The sequence below is a fragment of the Microbispora sp. CA-135349 genome, assembly GCF_050947365.1.
Lineage (GTDB): Bacteria > Actinomycetota > Actinomycetes > Streptosporangiales > Streptosporangiaceae > Microbispora.
Map to the genome: position 1 here is coordinate 2,890,108 of NZ_CP192001.1, position 14,114 is coordinate 2,904,221.

Consider the following 14,114-nt stretch of genomic DNA (forward strand, 5'->3'; position numbering starts at 1 on the left):
TCTTCCGAAACAGGGCGGGGGAAGGTGCCGATGCCGTCGCGTGAATTGAGTGCCGGGTTACTCCTGTCAGAAATTGTGACCCGAACTGTGAGTGCAGCCGGTCAAGAAGTCGGCCCTGTTCCGCTGATCAATTGTCCGCCGCCCGGCCCGGGCCGGGCGGGCGGCCGCTCCCTGGCAGCAGGGGTCTGCCGGGAGCGGCCCGTCCGCCTCCAGCAGCAGTTACATGCTCAGCAGCAGTTGATGGCGTCCATCCAGCGTTGCTGAGGAGGAGACGGGGCGGCACTGTTGGCCGTAGCATTGCCACCAAGGGTCACAAGGGCCACAATCAGGGCGGTAAGTAGATACGAGGCTGGGCGGCGCACTATGGATCTCCCATCAACTCGGAACTGCCTGGCCTACAATATTTCAGGAGTTGCCAATGGCCGCGCAAGATCTGGTCGGACAGCGCATCAAGGCGATACGACGGCAGCGCGGGCTCTCGCAAGCGCAGTTGGCGCATCCTGAACTTTCCGACAGTTACGTATCGCTCATCGAGAGCGGTAAGAGGACGCCGACGCCGGCCGTTCTCGAACTGCTCGCCCAGAAGCTCGATTGCTCGCTCACCTACCTCGTCAACGGCGTGACGGCCGAGCAGATGGAGGACCTGGAGGTCGGCCTCAGCTTCGCGCGCATGGCGCTCGAGAACGGCGAGGTCGCCGAGGCCCGCCGCAGGTACGCCGAACTGCTCGGGGACGGCAACCTGCTTGGTCTCACCGCGCTGCGGGTGGAGGCCCGCTACGGGTACGCCCTGGCCCTGGAGGCGTGCGGCGAGCTCGGTGAGGCGATCTCGGTTCTCGAGGAGCTCGACGGCTCCGAGGCGGAGGCGATGCCGCAGGAGCGCAAGATCGCCGTGGCGCTGGCCCTGTGCCGGTGCCACCGTGAGCGGGGTGATTACTCCGCCGCCGTGCACGTGGGTGAGCGGGCGCTGGCCGGTTTCGCCCGCAGCGGCTGGAGCGACGAACTGGTCGAGCTCGGCGCCACCCTTCTGGCGGCGTACATGGTGCGCGGCGACCTGTTGCGCGCGGGGCACTTCGCGAATGAGCTACTGGCCGCGGCCGAGACTCTCGGCACCCCAAGAGCGATGGTGGCCTCGTGCTGGAACGCGGCGCAGGTGCTGGAGAAGAGCGGCCGGGGCGAGGAGGGCATGGCGCTCCTCGAACGAGCGCTCGCCTACCAGTCGGAGAACGGCGAACCCCGCAATCTCGCGCGGCTGCGCCAGGCATACGCCACCATGCTGCTCTGGGTGCGTCCCGAGGAGGCGGAGCGGGCACAAGAGCTGCTCCTGAGGGCCCAGCGGGAGCAGGAGGAATCGGCCACCAGCGCCTTCGACCGGGCGCGGACCGCCTGTGTCCTCGCCTCGGCGGAGATCGTCCTCGGGCGCCCGGACAAGGCTGTGGACCACCTCAGGAACGCGCTGGCGCAGGTGCAGCACACCAAGAGCGGTCTCCCGGGGCGCGCCAACCTTCTGCTCGGCCAGGCGTACTTCCTGCTCCACCAGGACGGGGACGCGGCGGCGGCGCTCGACCTGGTCACCGGCTGGCTGCAGGATGCGCCGCAGACCCTGAAGGCCGCCGAGGACTGGATGAACGTGGCGGAGATGCGGCGGCGGATCGGCGACGACGAGCAGAGCGTCGCGGCCTACCAGCGGGCGCTCGCCTGCGCCGGGCTCTGACCGCGCGCACGGGCGCCGGGCCTACGGGCATCGGGCTCTGCCGGGCCGGGGGCTGCTCGCCCTCCGGCCCGGCTCGCTCCCTATTCGCGCCCATCTCGGAGACGAGGGCGGTCCGCGAGCGGATCGGCCGGGGCTGTGTGATCGGCTCGCGCGATGCGGTGCCCGTCGTGCGAGCGGCCGTGTGAAGGGCCGGCAACGGGCGTGATCAGGGACTCCTTCGGGCAGTCCCCGGTCTTCCGGTGCGGGGTACGGACCGGAGCCCCGCGTCGGTAGCCTGGAAGTGCCATGAAAAGACCATTCCTCGCCGCCGTCGCCGCGATCGTGGCGGCTCTCCTGCTGTGCGCCGCGCCGGCCCAGGCGCACACGTCGCTCAAGAGTAGCGACCCGCAGAAGAACGCCCAGGTCAAGACCTTGCACGAGGTCACACTCGAGTTCGCGGACTCCGTTCAGTTCCCGGTCGTGGTCGTCCGCGGCGAGGACGGCAAGCGCTACGAGAAGGGCGGCCCGGTCGTCGACGGGCCCAAGGTCACCGCTGCCGTGACCGAGCCGGTTCCCCCGGGGCGCTACACGATCGCCTGGCGGGTGGTCTCCCCTGACGGGCACCCGCTGGAGGGGGAGATCCCGTTCACCGTGGTCGGCGACCAGTCCGTGGGGGCGGCGACCTCGGCGGCCGCTCCCGGCGGTTCGTCCTCCGCGTCCGCGCCCGCGACGGCACCGGCCGTGCAGGCCGATGACGGCGGGCAGAAGGGCGTCCCCGGCTGGGTCTGGGCGGTGATCTTCGGAATCGCCGGTGTCGGCATCGGGATGTTCCTGAGTCTGCGGAAGAAGCCGTGAACAGGGCGGTGCGCCTGACCGCCGCCGCGCTCTGCGCGGCCGTCGGCGCACTCGTCATCGCGATGGTGGCCGGCGGCGCCGCGACGCCGCGGATCATCCCCGGCCTGCCCGACGAGGGCACGCTGACCCGCTGGATGCTGCCGCTGTCGAAGCTCGCGATGGACGTCTCCGGCGTCCTGACCGTCGGGCTGCTGGCCGCGGCCGCGGCGTTCCTGCCCAGCGACAAGGGCCTGCTCGGCAAGCAGGCACAGAGCTACGTGAAGGGCGCGTCGTGGTCCGCGCTGGCCTGGGCCGTCGCCGCGGCGGTGGCGCTGGTCTTCAGCCTCTCGGAGACACTCGGCATGCCGGTGGGGCAGGTGCTCGCGGGCAACGAGCTCACCAGCTACGCCAGCCAGGTGCCGCAGGGCATCGCGCTGACCCTGGTCGTGCTGTTCGCCGTCGCCATCGCGCTGTTCGCCCGGGGCGCGATCACGGCGGGCGCCGCCGGGGGGCTGCTGGCCTTCGCGCTCGTGACGCTGCTGCCGCCCGCGCTAACCGGGCACCAGGCCACCTCGCCCAACCATGGGCTGGCCACCACCTCGGTCGCCATGCACCTGCTCTTCCTGGCCCTGTGGGTGGGCGGCCTCGGGGTGGTCAGTGTCCACGCGCTGCGCGGGCAGCCGCTCCTGGACGTCGCCGCCGCGCGCTTCTCCCGGATGGCCCTGTGGTGCTTCCTCGGCGTCGGGCTCTCCGGTCTCGCCAGCGTCTTCGCCCGGCTCGCCTCGCCCGAGGCGGTGTTCACCACGTCGTACGGCCTGCTGATCGTCGCCAAGTCGGCCGCGTTCGCCGTGCTCGGGTTCATCGGCTGGCGCCACCGCGGCCGTACGCTGCCGAGGCTGTCGGCGGGGGAGCCGCACGCCTTCCTCCGCCTCGCGCTCAACGAGGTCCTGCTGATGGGGGCGACGATCGGCCTGGCCGTGGCGCTGTCCCGGACCGCTCCGCCGCCCGTCGACACGCCGGTCGACCGCGCGTACGAGCTGCTCGGCTACCTGGTCCCGCCGCCGATCTCGCTCGGGAACCTGCTGACGCTGTGGTGGTTCGACCTGTTCTTCGCCGTGCTCGCGGTCGTCATGGCCGGTCTGTACGCCGCGGGGGTCGTGCGGCTGGTCCGCAGGGGCGACCGGTGGCCCGTCGGCCGCACGGTCAGCTGGTCCATCGGCGTCGTCATCCTCGTCCTGTCCACGCAGAGCGGAGTGGCGCGCTACTCGCCGGTGCTGTTCAGCGTGCACATGACCGAGCACATGATCCTGTCGATGCTGGTTCCGATCTTCCTGGTGCTCGGCGCGCCGGTGACGCTGGCGCTGCGCGCGCTCAAGTCCGCCGTCCGGCGGGGTGACCGGGGGCCGCGCGAGTGGCTCACGGTGATCCTGCACAGCAGGGTCATGAAGGTCGTCAGTCACCCCGCGATCGCGACGGCGATCTTCGTGGTGTCGACGTTCGCCCTGTACTTCACCCCGCTGTTCGCCGCGGCGATGGAGGAACACCTCGGTCATATCGCGATGACCGTGCACTTCCTGCTCAGCGGCTCCCTGTTCTTCTGGGTGATCATCGGGGTGGACCCGGCGCCGTACAAGCTGCCCCACTACGGGCGGCTGCTGCTGCTCATGGTGACCATGCCGTTCCACGCGTTCTTCGGGATCGCCCTGATGAGCATGGGCACCGTGCTCGCGTCCGGCTACTACGACCAGCTCGGGCGCACCTGGGGGGTCTCCTCCCTGACCGACCAGCAGACCGGCGGCGGGATCGCCTGGGCCTTCGGCGAGATCCCCACGCTGATCGTGCTGCTCGCGCTCGGCTTCCAGTGGTGGCGCGACGACGAGCGGGTCGCACGCCGGGCCGAGCGCCGTGCCGACGCCGTCGCCGCCAAGTCCGGCGGCACCGGGGACGCGGAGCTCGACGCCTACAACGACTACCTGACGAAGCTGAACAAGCGGGATACGGCCGCCGGGTAGGCCGTCGCCGAAGTCGCGCGGCGCCTCGCCGGAACGGGCGAAGCGCCGCGCACCCGTCGTGGAGCTCGGCTAGGGAAGGGTCAGGATCTCGTGACCCGTCTCGGTCACCACGATCGTGTGCTCGAACTGCGCGGTGCGCTTGCGGTCCTTGGTCACCGCGGTCCAGTTGTCGGGCCAGATCTCGTAGTCGATCGTGCCGAGCGTGAGCATGGGCTCGATCGTGAACGTCATCCCCGGCACCAGGGTCACCGACAGCGAGGGGTCGTCGTAGTGCGGCACGATGAGCCCGGAGTGGAACGAGGCCCCGATGCCGTGCCCGGTGAAGTCCCGGACGACGCCGTAGCCGAAGCGCTTGGCGTACGCCTCGATGACCCGGCCGACGATGTTGAGCTGGCGGCCCGGCGCGACGGCCCTGATCGCCCGCATCGTCGCCTCGCGGGTCCGTTCGACCAGCAGGCGGGACTCCTCGTCGACCTCCCCCACCAGGAAGGTGGCGTCGGTGTCGCCGTGCACGCCGCCGATGTACGCGGTGATGTCGACGTTGACGATGTCACCGTCGCGCAGCACGGTGTCGTCGGGGATGCCGTGGCAGATCACCTCGTTGATCGACGTGCACAGCGACTTCGGGTAGCCGCGGTAGCCGAGCGTCGAGGGGTAGGCGTCGTGGTCGCAGAGGAACTCGTGCCCGATGCGGTCGAGCTCGTCGGTCGTCACGCCGGGGGCGACGTGCTTGCCGACCTCCTCCAGCGCCTGTGCGGCGATCCGGCCCGCGATCCGCATCCTCTCGATGGTCTCGGGGGTCTTGACGTCGCTGTCGCCCTTCTTGGGCTCGGCCTTCCCCACGTACTCGGGGCGGGGGATGTGGGCGGGAACCTTGCGGGTGGGCGAGATGCGCCCGGGGCGGAGCAGCGTGGTCATGCGGCCAAGTCTAGTTGCGCGTCAAGGGGGCACGATTATGAGCGTGAGCGATCAATGGTGGTTCTGCCTGAAGCACATGACCGTCGAGCCCGAGAAGGGCTGCCCGAACAAGGACCGGCTCGGCCCCTACGACTCCCGCGACGCCGCCGCCCACGCCCTGCAGACGGCGGCCGAGCGCAACAAGAGCTGGACCGAGCAGGACAAGGAATGGGACGACTGACCCCCTGACTCCTGCCGCACCCGGCCTTCTCCGCGCCCCCGGGCCGGTTCTCCCCGCGTCACCGTCCCGGGGTCGTGGCGGGTTCGGGCGCCTGCCTGCGTGCTGTCGCGCGGCGGGCGACGAGCCGGCCGAGCGTCCACACGCCGATGCCGCTCCACACCAGGTTGAGGATCGCCGAGGGCCAGGCCGAGTGGTACGCGCTGTTGATCATCAGGGTGGCCGCCCCGCCGAAGTTGAGCAGTTGATACGGCAGGCCGTTCCCGGACATCCTGCCGGACGACACCAGCGCGTACGCGAGCAGGAGGACGACGGCTCCCACGGTGCCGATGATCGTGATGAAGGCGGACATCAGAACGACTCGCCGTCCACGGAGATGGTCATGGCGCGATGATCGTGCCCGTGGAGAGTGAAGAGCAAGTAGCCGTCTCCTCGGCGACTCGCCCGGCTCGAACGGGAGGTCGGCCTGTTCGATCTCAGTCGCTCACCCGGGGGCCGGTGATGCGATCGGCCAGGCGGGCGAGGCGTTCCCGCAGGCCGAGCCGCCGCACCTCCCCGGCCGCGCTGCTCACCAGGTGCTGCGCCGCGTCGAAGCTCAAGGCGGCCCCCTCGGCCGGTACGGCGATCGCGTCGTGGGCCAGCGACTCCAGTTCGGGATCGCCGCCGTCGACGGCGAGGATGGTGGCGCCGGTGCGGCGGGCGTCCTCCACACGCTCCAGCAGGGGAACGGGCGCCCGCTGCTCGGCGACCACGAAGAGGGTCTCGCCCCTGCCGGTGCTCCGCAGGCGCTCCATGCCGATCCGCAGGTGGGCGGGGGCGCCCGGCGGCGGCGCCCAGCGGATGAGGGTGGGGGAGAGCTGGGCGAGCCCCGACAGCCGGGCCTCGTCCGCGAGATGGGCCGTGACGTGCCACGGTTCGTCGTCGGGGGTGCCGACGACGAGGAGCCCACCGGGCGACCGGGTCGCCCGCAGGGCCAGGCCGAGCTCCCTGGTGCGTTCGAGCCATCCGGTGGAGGCGAGCACTTCGCGCAGCAGGTTCACCGATGCGGCGTCCATGCACGCCATGGTGCCCGACGGGGCGCGTTAAGTCCCGCCGATCGGGTTCTTGACACACCGTTACCAACACGTAACGATCAGTGCGCGGCGCCGAACCTGGAACGTGATCCGACAGCCGGAAGGCGACTACATGAACCTTCGCGTTCGTGCCACCCTGTCCATGATCGGGGTTTTCCTCCTGCTGCCCGCGCTGGGCGGCACCGCACGCGCGGCCTCCGCTGGGGACGTCGTCGAAGCCCTTCCCACGACCGTCTATCTCGCGCCCGGCAAGCTGCTGGAGGTGCCGGTCAAGGCGTGGCATCTGCGCTACCGGTCCACGTCCGCCACGGGAGAGCCGAACGTCGTCTCGGGCACCCTGCTCGTGCCCGGGTCCTCCTACTCCCACGGCACGCGGCCCATCGTCGGGTACGCCGTGGGGACGCACGGCCTGGGCGACCAATGCGCGCCGTCGGCCGCGATGGCGGGCGGCACCGAGGCCGAGCTCGCCATCATGAGCCTGATGCTGCTCAAGGGCTGGGCCGTGGCGGTGACCGACTACGAGGGTCTGGGCACGCCGGGCGACCACACCTACATGGCGGGCCTGTCCCAGGGGCACGCCGTGCTCGACTCGATCAGGGCGGCGGCGCGGGTGCCGGAGGCGAACCTGTCCGGCGCCGCCCCCGTCGTGGTGATGGGCTACTCCCAGGGCGGGTCGTCGGCGGCCTGGGCCGCCCAGCTCCAGCCGTCGTACGCGCCCGAACTGCGGCTGAAGGGGGTCGCCGCGGGCGGAGTGCCGGCCGATCTGCGGGCCGTGGCCGACCACCTGGACGGCACGCCGGACTTCGGGCTGGCCGCGGCCGCCGGAATCGGGATGAACGCCGCCTATCCCGAACTGCACCTGGAGAAGTACCTGACGTCCGAGGGCGCGGCGCTGTTCGGCGACGCGCGCGACGACTGCGTGAGCGATCTGCGTGCCAAGTTCGGCGGCCGGCGGCTGGCGGAGCTGACCACGGCCGACGTCACGAACCTGCCGGCCTGGCGGGCCCGGCTCGCCGAGAACCGCCTCGGCGGGTCCGCGCCGCGGGTGCCGCTGTTCCTGTACCACGCCAAGGGCGACGAGCTCATCCCGTACGAGGTGGGCCGCACCCTGCGGCGGGAGTACTGCGCGCGAGGCGTGAACGTGCTGTGGACCGCCCTGCCGGTCGGCAGCCACGTGCTCGGCGCGGTCGAGGGCGCCCCGCTGGCGGTGGCCTGGCTGGCGACCCGGGTCGCCGGTCTCCCCGCGATCTCCAACTGCTGACCCCTGGGGCGCCGCCGGAGGTCTCCGCGGGCGCGGGACCGCCGGCGGCGGCCGCGGGCGAGGTCTCCGGCAGGCGGTTCCAGAAGGGGCCGTCGCCGCCGGGAACCCCGTCGACCGGCTCGGTTCACCGTCGCGGCCGTCCCGCGGATCACGTGTGTTCAGCGAGCCGGCCGGACGAGGCCGCCGTCGTAGGCCGCGATGACGAGGTGCGCGCGATCTCGTGCCCGCAGTTTGCTCAGCAGGCTGCCGATATGTGTCTTGACCGTCTTGATCGAGATCGTGAGCCTCGCCGCGATCTCGTCGTTGGACAGCCCGTGGCCGACCAGGGTGAGAACCTCGGTCTCCCGCTCGGTGAGAAGGCCCAGGCTCGCCGGCCTCGCGCCGGTGGGCTGGGCGATGTAGGCCTCGACGATGCGGGACAGGACCTTCGGGGAGAACGGCGATTCACCGTGATGAGTCCGGCGGATCGCGTCGAGGAGCTCGCGGGGGTGGCAGTCCTTGAGCAGGAAGCCAGCGGCGCCGGCGTGGAGGGCGGCGCGGACATACTCGTCAAGCCCGAACATCGTCAAAGCGATGACCTTCACCGTGCCGATGCCCGCGTCGGCCATGATGCGGCGGGTGGCCGTGATTCCGTCGGTGCCCGGCATCCGGATGTCCATGAGCACGACATCGGGACGCAGTTCGGCGCTGAGCCTCACGGCCTCGTCGCCGGTGCCCGCCTCGCCGGCCACCGTCAGGTCGTGGCCGGCGTTGACGACGGCGGCGAGGCTGTGGCGCAGCAACGGCTGGTCGTCGGCGATGACGACGCGGATCGGTTCTTCGCGGTCATTCACGAGATCCGGGCCTCCGGAATGCGGGCCGTGACCTCAAACCCGTTCTCCACGTGTTCGGCGTGGAGGGTCCCGCCGAGCACGTGGAGGCGTTCTCTGAGGCCCTCGATCCCGTGCCCGGCTCCCGGATGGGGCGTCCACCCGTCGACCGGACCCTCGTCCCTGACGCCGGCGACGATCCAGTCGCCGTCGCGGCGGACGTACACCTTCGCGCCGGTGGGCCCGGCATGGCGGGCGGTGTTCGTGAGGGCCTCCCGCACCACGGAGCAGACCGCGAGCTGGGCCCCGGGGCTGACGTCGTCGACGTCGCCGAGCTCGACGGTGACGGTCGGGCCCGCCCTCTCGGCGTCCTCGACGATGGCCGGCAGGTCGTGGAGGGACTCCGCGGGCCGAAGAGGCGGGGCCGCGCCGGTCGGGTCACGCAGCACGTCGAGCATGCGGCGCAGCTCCGTCGTGGTCTGCCGTCCGATGCGTTCGATGTCCGCCAGCGCGGCGGAGCTGTCGTCCTCCGCGCCGGTATAGCGCGCCGTGCTCGCCCGCACGGTGATCAGGCCGAGGCCGTGGGAGACGATGTCGTGCAGCTCGCGGGTGATCCGGAGCCGCTCCGCCTGCGCCGCGCGTTCGCCGGCCCACGCCGCCAGCCGGGCTTCGTACGTGATCCGCTGGCGGCGCGAACGCACAAGCGCCCATACGGTGACCGTCAACGCCAGCGCGGTGATGACCGCCGGGAGGACGATCGCGGTGGCGCCTGCGCGGTTGACCGCGAGAAGGGCGAGCAGGAGCACGACGTGAACGGCGACGGCCGATGGCCAGACTCGTCGCCCGCGTCTCGGGAGTGCGTGGTTCACCGCCATTCCCCAAACTCTAAGGACTCGCCGGTGAACGAGGCATCGGACCAGGGTCCGAGAGTCCCCGGTCCGAGCCGCGGCAAGGAGTCCGGTCTCCGGCCCGATGCATCGGCCTCCTGCTCCGGGATCCCATGGAGACATGATCACGGTTGATCGCCTCGTCAAACGGCGAGGCTCCAAGGAGATCCTGGCCGGCATCAGCTTCCGGGCCCGCCCGGGGAGGGTGACCGGATTTCTCGGGCCGAACGGCGCGGGCAAGAGCTCGACGCTGCGCATCCTGCTGGGCCTGGACCGGGCGACCTCCGGCACGGCGCTCATCGATTCCGTGCCGTTCGCGAGGCTTCGCGACCCGCTCGCCACCGTCGGGGCCGTGCTGGACGGCTCCGGCGCGCACCGGGCGCGTACGGGCCGGGCGCACCTGAGGTGGGTGGCACGGTCCGCGGGACTGCCGCGTACGCGCGTCGACGAGGTGCTCGAGATCGTCGGCCTGACGGACGCCGCGTCGAAGCGGGTCGGCGGTTACTCCCTGGGCATGGGGCGCCGCCTCGCGCTGGCGACGGCGCTGCTCGCGGACCCGGAGATCCTGATCCTGGACGAGCCGGTGAACGGGCTGGACCCGGACGGCATCCGGTGGATCAGGACCTTCCTCCGCGAACGCGCCGCGTCCGGGCGGACCGTGCTGCTGTCCAGCCACCTGATGGGAGAGCTCGCGGAAACGGTGGACGACGTCGTGGTCGTCGACGGGGGCAGGATCGTCGCGGACGGCACCCTTGAGGAGGTCACCGGCGCATATCGCACCCTTGAGGACGCCTTCTTCGCCCTCACCACGGGTGGTGCGCCGTGAGGGCGCTCGCGGCGGAGGTCTCGAAGCTCGCCTCGCTGCCGGCGGTGTGGATCGCGGCGGCGGCCGGGGTGCTCGTGCCGGGCGTGATCGCCGCGATCACCGCCTCCTCGGCCCTCGGCGCGATCACCCGTGGCGCAGGGACGACCGCCGGGATCGACACCGGCTATCAGGAGCTGGCCTTCGGCGTGGTGGGAGCGATCATCCTCGGTGTCGTCGCCATGAGCAGCGAGTACTTCACCGACAGCGCGGAGTCCGGAGGCGGGCGTCAGATCACCACCAGCCTGACCGCCGTCCCCTCCCGCCTCCGGCTGCTGCTCGCGAAAACAGCCGCGGTCGCGATCGCGAGCGCGTTGCTCGCGGTCGCCGCGTCGGCGGTCACCATGTCCGTCATCCGTGTCGTGCTCGGCGAGCACGCCCCGGCGCTGGGAACGGGCGACGTCCCGCGGCTGGCCGGTGTGGTCTGCTACTGGGTCTACACCGCGCTCCTCGCCTTCGGGGTCACCGTGCTCACCCGCCACGGGATCGTCCCGCTCGCGGTGTTCGTCGTGAACACCTCGGTCGTCACCGTCACCTACCTGCTGACCAAGATCACACCGTTGGCGAACTACCTGCCCGACATGGCCGGGGTGCGCATGTTCATCCGCGAGCTCGACGACGGCACCGCCGGGATCGGCCCGCTCGCCGGATGCCTCGTGATGACCGGCTGGGTGGCGGCGCTGCTCGTGATCGCCGTCGTCGCCTTCACGCGGAGGGACGCGTGACCGCCGTCCCCACGCCGGCGGCCCGCACCCGAGGCCGGGACGCGGCCAGGGCGCTCGCGGCGGAACTGTCGAAACTCGTGTCTCTTCCGGCGACCTGGCTCACCCTCGGAGGCGCCGCGGCGGTGAACCTGATCCTCACGTTCGCGTTCGCGCTCGCGGGTCTGCGGGGTGCGACCGGCACCACGAGTGCCGTCGACATCGGGCTGGCCTCGATCGGCTACACGCAGGCCGGCTTCGTCGTCCTCGGCGTCCTGGCCGCCTGCTCCGAGTACGACGGAGGGCAGATCCGCACCACGCTGACCGCGATGCCCCGCCGCGCCCTCCAGCTCACCGCCAAGCACCTCGCGGTGGTGATCGTCGTGCTGCCCGCGGCCGCGATCACGGCCGCGTCCGGCGTCGTGGTCGCCACCGGCGTGCTCGGCGACACGGCCGCGCCCATGACGCCGGGCCGTGTCGCCGGGGCGCTGAGCGGCGCGACCGGCTGCCTCGTGCTCACGACGTCGATCGGCACAGCCGTCGGCGCCCTGGTCCGCCGGACCCTCGCGGCGGTCGTCGTCCTGTTGGGGTACTTCTTCGTCGCCGGGCCGCTCCTGCGCGACCATACCCCTGTGGCGCGATACCTCCCGGACAGCGCCGGGTTCGCCCTGTGGTTCCCGGCGGCGGACGAGGCGGGAGCGGTGACACCGGCACAGGGGGCGCTGCTGCTCACGGCCTGGGCGATCGTTTCGATCGTCGCCGCGGTGTCCGCGTATCACCGCCGGGACGTGTGAAACACGTGGGGTTCCCACGGGCCGGGCCCGGGCGCTCCCGGCCGCGGTCTGCTGGCATGATCTGACGCATGGCTGAGCACACCACCGTAGATGCGCCCGACGTCTCCGGGCTGACCATCGGCATCCTGGGCGGCACCGGTGACCAGGGCAAGGGACTGGCCCGCCGGTTCTCGCTGGCAGGGCACACCGTGTTGATCGGCTCGCGCAGCGCCGAGCGCGCCCAGGAGGCGGCGCGTGAGGTCGGCGTGCGCGGGGCCGCGAACGCCGAGGTGGCGGCCGAGGCCGACGTCGTGATCGTCGCGGTGCCCTGGGAGGGGCACAAGGCCCTGCTGGAGTCCCTGCGCGAACCGCTCACCGGGAAGATCGTGGTGGACTGCGTCAACCCGCTCGGCTTCGACAAGCAGGGGGCCTACGCGCTGCCCGTGGAGGAGGGGAGCGCGGCCCAGCAGGCGGCGGCGGTGCTGACCGGCAGCCGGGTGGTCGCGGCCTTCCACCACGTGTCGGCGGTGCTGCTGCTCGATCCCTCGGTGGCGGAGATCGACCTCGACGTGTTCGTGCTCGGTGACGACCGTGAGGCCACCGACGTCGTACGCGCGCTCGCCGCCCGCATTCCCGGCGTACGCGGCGTCTACGCGGGACGGCTGCGCAACGCCGGTCAGGTCGAGGCGCTGACGGCGAACCTGATCTCGGTCAATCGCCGCTACAAGGCCCACGCGGGCATCCGGGTCACCGACATCTGAGGCTCACACGGCCGCGGCTGCTTGGTCACAACCGCCTGACGGGCCACCGGGCCGGGCAGCACATGGTCGGTGGCGGGCCAATCTGACAAGAGTGGCTTTTCTGGGTCATTCTGGACGGCATGAGCTCCCTGCATCCGGAAACGCGCGTCGTCCACCTGCCCCGGCCCACGCCGGAGGGCAGCACGCCGATCGCCATGCCGATCTACCAGACCTCGGGGTTCGTCTTCGACGACCCGGCCGTCTTCGCCGACGGCATGGGGCGGCCCGACGGGGCGTACGTCTACGGCCGGCTCTCCAACCCCACCGTGCGCGCCGTCGAGGAGGCCGTCGCCGGGCTGGAGGGCGGCGTGGCCGCCGTGGCCACCGGCTCGGGCATGGGCGCGATCAACGCCGTGCTGCTCGGCCTGCTGAAGTCGGGCGACCACGTGATCGCCCAGTCGGCGTTGTACGGCGCGACCGCGCAGGCGCTGACCGGCCTCGCCGGGCGCTTCGGCGTCGAGGTCACCCACGTCCCGCAGGACGACCCCGACGCCGTCAGGCAGGCCGTGCGGCCGACGACGAAGCTGCTGTATCTGGAGACCATCGCCAACCCGATGACGCAGGTGGCCGACCTGCCGGGGATGTGCGCGGCGGCGCGCGAGGCCGGGATCCTCACCGTGGTCGACAACACCTTCGCCTCGCCGGTCCTGTGCCGCCCCATCGAGCACGGCGCGGACATCGTGGTGCACTCCGTCACCAAATATCTGTCCGGGCACACCGACGTCCTCGGCGGGATCGCCGTCTTCGCCTCCGAGGACGTGTACCGCAGGGTGTGGTCGTACGCGGTGGAGCTCGGCGCCACGGCCGACCCGTTCGCGGCGTGGCTGACCCTGCGGGGGATGCAAACGCTGCCGCTGCGGATGGAGCGTCACTGCGCCAACGCCCGTGTGCTCGCGACGCGGCTCGCCGATCACCCGGCCGTGGCCGCGGTGCACTGGCCGGGCCTGCCCTCGCACCCGTCGTACGAGCTCGCGGCGAAGCTCCTGCCCGACTTCGGCGGGGTGTTCTCCTTCGACCTCGCCGGAGGGCGTGCCGCGGGTGAGGCGTTCATGCGCAACGTGCGGCTCGCGCTGCTCGCGCCCTCGCTCGGCGGCGTGGAGACGTTGATCCTCCACCCGGCCACCACGTCGCACCGTACGGTGAGCACCGAAGGCCTGGCCGCGGCGGGCATCGGCGAGGGGACGGTCCGGGTGGCCGTGGGCATCGAGCACGCCGAGGACCTGTGGGCCGACTTCGCCCAGGCGCTCGACGCGATCTGAGCCGCCCTCGGGCGACGG

General features: G+C 71.7%; 15 protein-coding genes. 10 read left to right on the forward strand and 5 right to left on the reverse strand.

Annotation, left to right across the window (positions count from 1 at the left end; genetic code table 11):
- Window positions 1-418 precede the first annotated feature (418 nt).
- From ACQPZZ_RS13585 to ACQPZZ_RS13595, 3 genes are all read left to right on the forward strand, one after another.
- Window positions 419-1,711, forward strand: a complete 1,293-nt coding sequence (locus tag ACQPZZ_RS13585) for a helix-turn-helix domain-containing protein (protein ID WP_432932084.1) — start codon at window positions 419-421, stop codon at window positions 1,709-1,711.
- A 285-nt stretch (window positions 1,712-1,996) separates the two neighbouring features.
- Entirely contained in the window at window positions 1,997-2,545 is a 549-nt protein-coding gene (locus ACQPZZ_RS13590) for a copper resistance CopC family protein (protein WP_432932086.1), read from the forward strand.
- A complete protein-coding gene (locus ACQPZZ_RS13595) occupies window positions 2,542-4,536 on the forward strand; it encodes a cytochrome c oxidase assembly protein (RefSeq protein ID WP_432932088.1) in 1,995 nt (664 codons plus the stop codon). Before ACQPZZ_RS13590 ends, ACQPZZ_RS13595 begins: the two co-directional genes overlap by 4 nt.
- Window positions 4,537-4,605: 69 nt before the next feature.
- Here ACQPZZ_RS13595 and map read toward each other — a convergent pair whose 3' ends face one another.
- Window positions 4,606-5,454 (reverse strand): type I methionyl aminopeptidase, encoded by an 849-nt coding sequence (gene map, locus ACQPZZ_RS13600; RefSeq protein ID WP_363646057.1) that lies wholly within the window; start codon window positions 5,452-5,454, stop codon window positions 4,606-4,608.
- A gap of 43 nt (window positions 5,455-5,497) precedes the next feature.
- Here map and ACQPZZ_RS13605 point away from each other — a divergent pair, with 43 nt between their 5' ends.
- Window positions 5,498-5,674: a hypothetical protein gene (locus ACQPZZ_RS13605; RefSeq protein ID WP_432932091.1), complete on the forward strand. Its 177-nt coding sequence runs from the start codon at window positions 5,498-5,500 to the stop codon at window positions 5,672-5,674.
- 58 nt (window positions 5,675-5,732) lie between these two features.
- On the opposite strand, the gene ACQPZZ_RS13610 is transcribed toward ACQPZZ_RS13605, so the two are convergent.
- On the reverse strand, window positions 5,733-6,023 hold the full coding sequence (locus tag ACQPZZ_RS13610; protein WP_432932093.1) for a CBU_0592 family membrane protein: 291 nt from the start codon (window positions 6,021-6,023) through the stop codon (window positions 5,733-5,735).
- Window positions 6,024-6,147: 124 nt separating this feature from the next.
- On the reverse strand, window positions 6,148-6,726 hold the full coding sequence (locus ACQPZZ_RS13615) for a hypothetical protein (RefSeq protein ID WP_432932095.1): 579 nt from the start codon (window positions 6,724-6,726) through the stop codon (window positions 6,148-6,150).
- Between the two features lie 130 nt (window positions 6,727-6,856).
- On the opposite strand from ACQPZZ_RS13615, the gene ACQPZZ_RS13620 reads away from it, so the two are divergent.
- A complete protein-coding gene (locus tag ACQPZZ_RS13620; protein ID WP_432932097.1) occupies window positions 6,857-8,005 on the forward strand; it encodes a lipase family protein in 1,149 nt (382 codons plus the stop codon).
- Between the two features lie 158 nt (window positions 8,006-8,163).
- Here ACQPZZ_RS13620 and ACQPZZ_RS13625 read toward each other — a convergent pair whose 3' ends face one another.
- The gene (locus tag ACQPZZ_RS13625) at window positions 8,164-8,838 is read right to left on the reverse strand and encodes a response regulator (protein ID WP_432932099.1); all 675 of its coding nucleotides are present in this window, start codon (window positions 8,836-8,838) and stop codon (window positions 8,164-8,166) included.
- A complete protein-coding gene (locus tag ACQPZZ_RS13630) occupies window positions 8,835-9,689 on the reverse strand; it encodes a sensor histidine kinase (protein WP_432932101.1) in 855 nt (284 codons plus the stop codon). The genes ACQPZZ_RS13625 and ACQPZZ_RS13630 overlap by 4 nt, the downstream gene beginning before the upstream one ends.
- A gap of 133 nt (window positions 9,690-9,822) precedes the next feature.
- On the opposite strand from ACQPZZ_RS13630, the gene ACQPZZ_RS13635 reads away from it, so the two are divergent.
- The 5 genes from ACQPZZ_RS13635 (at window position 9,823) to ACQPZZ_RS13655 (ending at window position 14,096) form a co-directional block, all read left to right on the forward strand.
- Window positions 9,823-10,527 carry an ABC transporter ATP-binding protein gene (locus tag ACQPZZ_RS13635; RefSeq protein ID WP_432932103.1) on the forward strand — a complete coding sequence of 235 codons (705 nt, stop codon included), beginning with the start codon at window positions 9,823-9,825 and terminating at the stop codon, window positions 10,525-10,527.
- On the forward strand, window positions 10,524-11,288 hold the full coding sequence (locus ACQPZZ_RS13640) for an ABC transporter permease (RefSeq protein WP_432932105.1): 765 nt from the start codon (window positions 10,524-10,526) through the stop codon (window positions 11,286-11,288). The genes ACQPZZ_RS13635 and ACQPZZ_RS13640 overlap by 4 nt, the downstream gene beginning before the upstream one ends.
- Window positions 11,285-12,058, forward strand: a complete 774-nt coding sequence (locus tag ACQPZZ_RS13645; protein ID WP_432932107.1) for an ABC transporter permease — start codon at window positions 11,285-11,287, stop codon at window positions 12,056-12,058. The genes ACQPZZ_RS13640 and ACQPZZ_RS13645 overlap by 4 nt, the downstream gene beginning before the upstream one ends.
- Before the next feature lie 68 nt (window positions 12,059-12,126).
- Window positions 12,127-12,798: an NADPH-dependent F420 reductase gene (gene npdG / locus ACQPZZ_RS13650; RefSeq protein ID WP_363646047.1), complete on the forward strand. Its 672-nt coding sequence runs from the start codon at window positions 12,127-12,129 to the stop codon at window positions 12,796-12,798.
- 119 nt (window positions 12,799-12,917) lie between these two features.
- On the forward strand, window positions 12,918-14,096 hold the full coding sequence (locus ACQPZZ_RS13655; protein WP_432932110.1) for a trans-sulfuration enzyme family protein: 1,179 nt from the start codon (window positions 12,918-12,920) through the stop codon (window positions 14,094-14,096).
- Window positions 14,097-14,114: the final 18 nt, after the last annotated feature.

What these genes read in the sequence shown, in the direction of transcription:
- map (WP_363646057.1), bottom strand. Translation starts at nt 5,454, where the DNA reads ATGACCACGCTGCTCCGCCCCGGGCGCATCTCGCCCACCCGCAAGGTT.
- ACQPZZ_RS13615 (WP_432932095.1), bottom strand. Translation starts at nt 6,726, where the DNA reads ATGGACGCCGCATCGGTGAACCTGCTGCGCGAAGTGCTCGCCTCCACC.
- ACQPZZ_RS13585 (WP_432932084.1), top strand. Translation starts at nt 419, where the DNA reads ATGGCCGCGCAAGATCTGGTCGGACAGCGCATCAAGGCGATACGACGG.
- ACQPZZ_RS13635 (WP_432932103.1), top strand. Translation starts at nt 9,823, where the DNA reads ATGATCACGGTTGATCGCCTCGTCAAACGGCGAGGCTCCAAGGAGATC.
- npdG (WP_363646047.1), top strand. Translation starts at nt 12,127, where the DNA reads ATGGCTGAGCACACCACCGTAGATGCGCCCGACGTCTCCGGGCTGACC.
- ACQPZZ_RS13620 (WP_432932097.1), top strand. Translation starts at nt 6,857, where the DNA reads ATGAACCTTCGCGTTCGTGCCACCCTGTCCATGATCGGGGTTTTCCTC.
- ACQPZZ_RS13655 (WP_432932110.1), top strand. Translation starts at nt 12,918, where the DNA reads ATGAGCTCCCTGCATCCGGAAACGCGCGTCGTCCACCTGCCCCGGCCC.
- ACQPZZ_RS13590 (WP_432932086.1), top strand. Translation starts at nt 1,997, where the DNA reads ATGAAAAGACCATTCCTCGCCGCCGTCGCCGCGATCGTGGCGGCTCTC.
- ACQPZZ_RS13630 (WP_432932101.1), bottom strand. Translation starts at nt 9,689, where the DNA reads ATGGCGGTGAACCACGCACTCCCGAGACGCGGGCGACGAGTCTGGCCA.
- ACQPZZ_RS13610 (WP_432932093.1), bottom strand. Translation starts at nt 6,023, where the DNA reads ATGTCCGCCTTCATCACGATCATCGGCACCGTGGGAGCCGTCGTCCTC.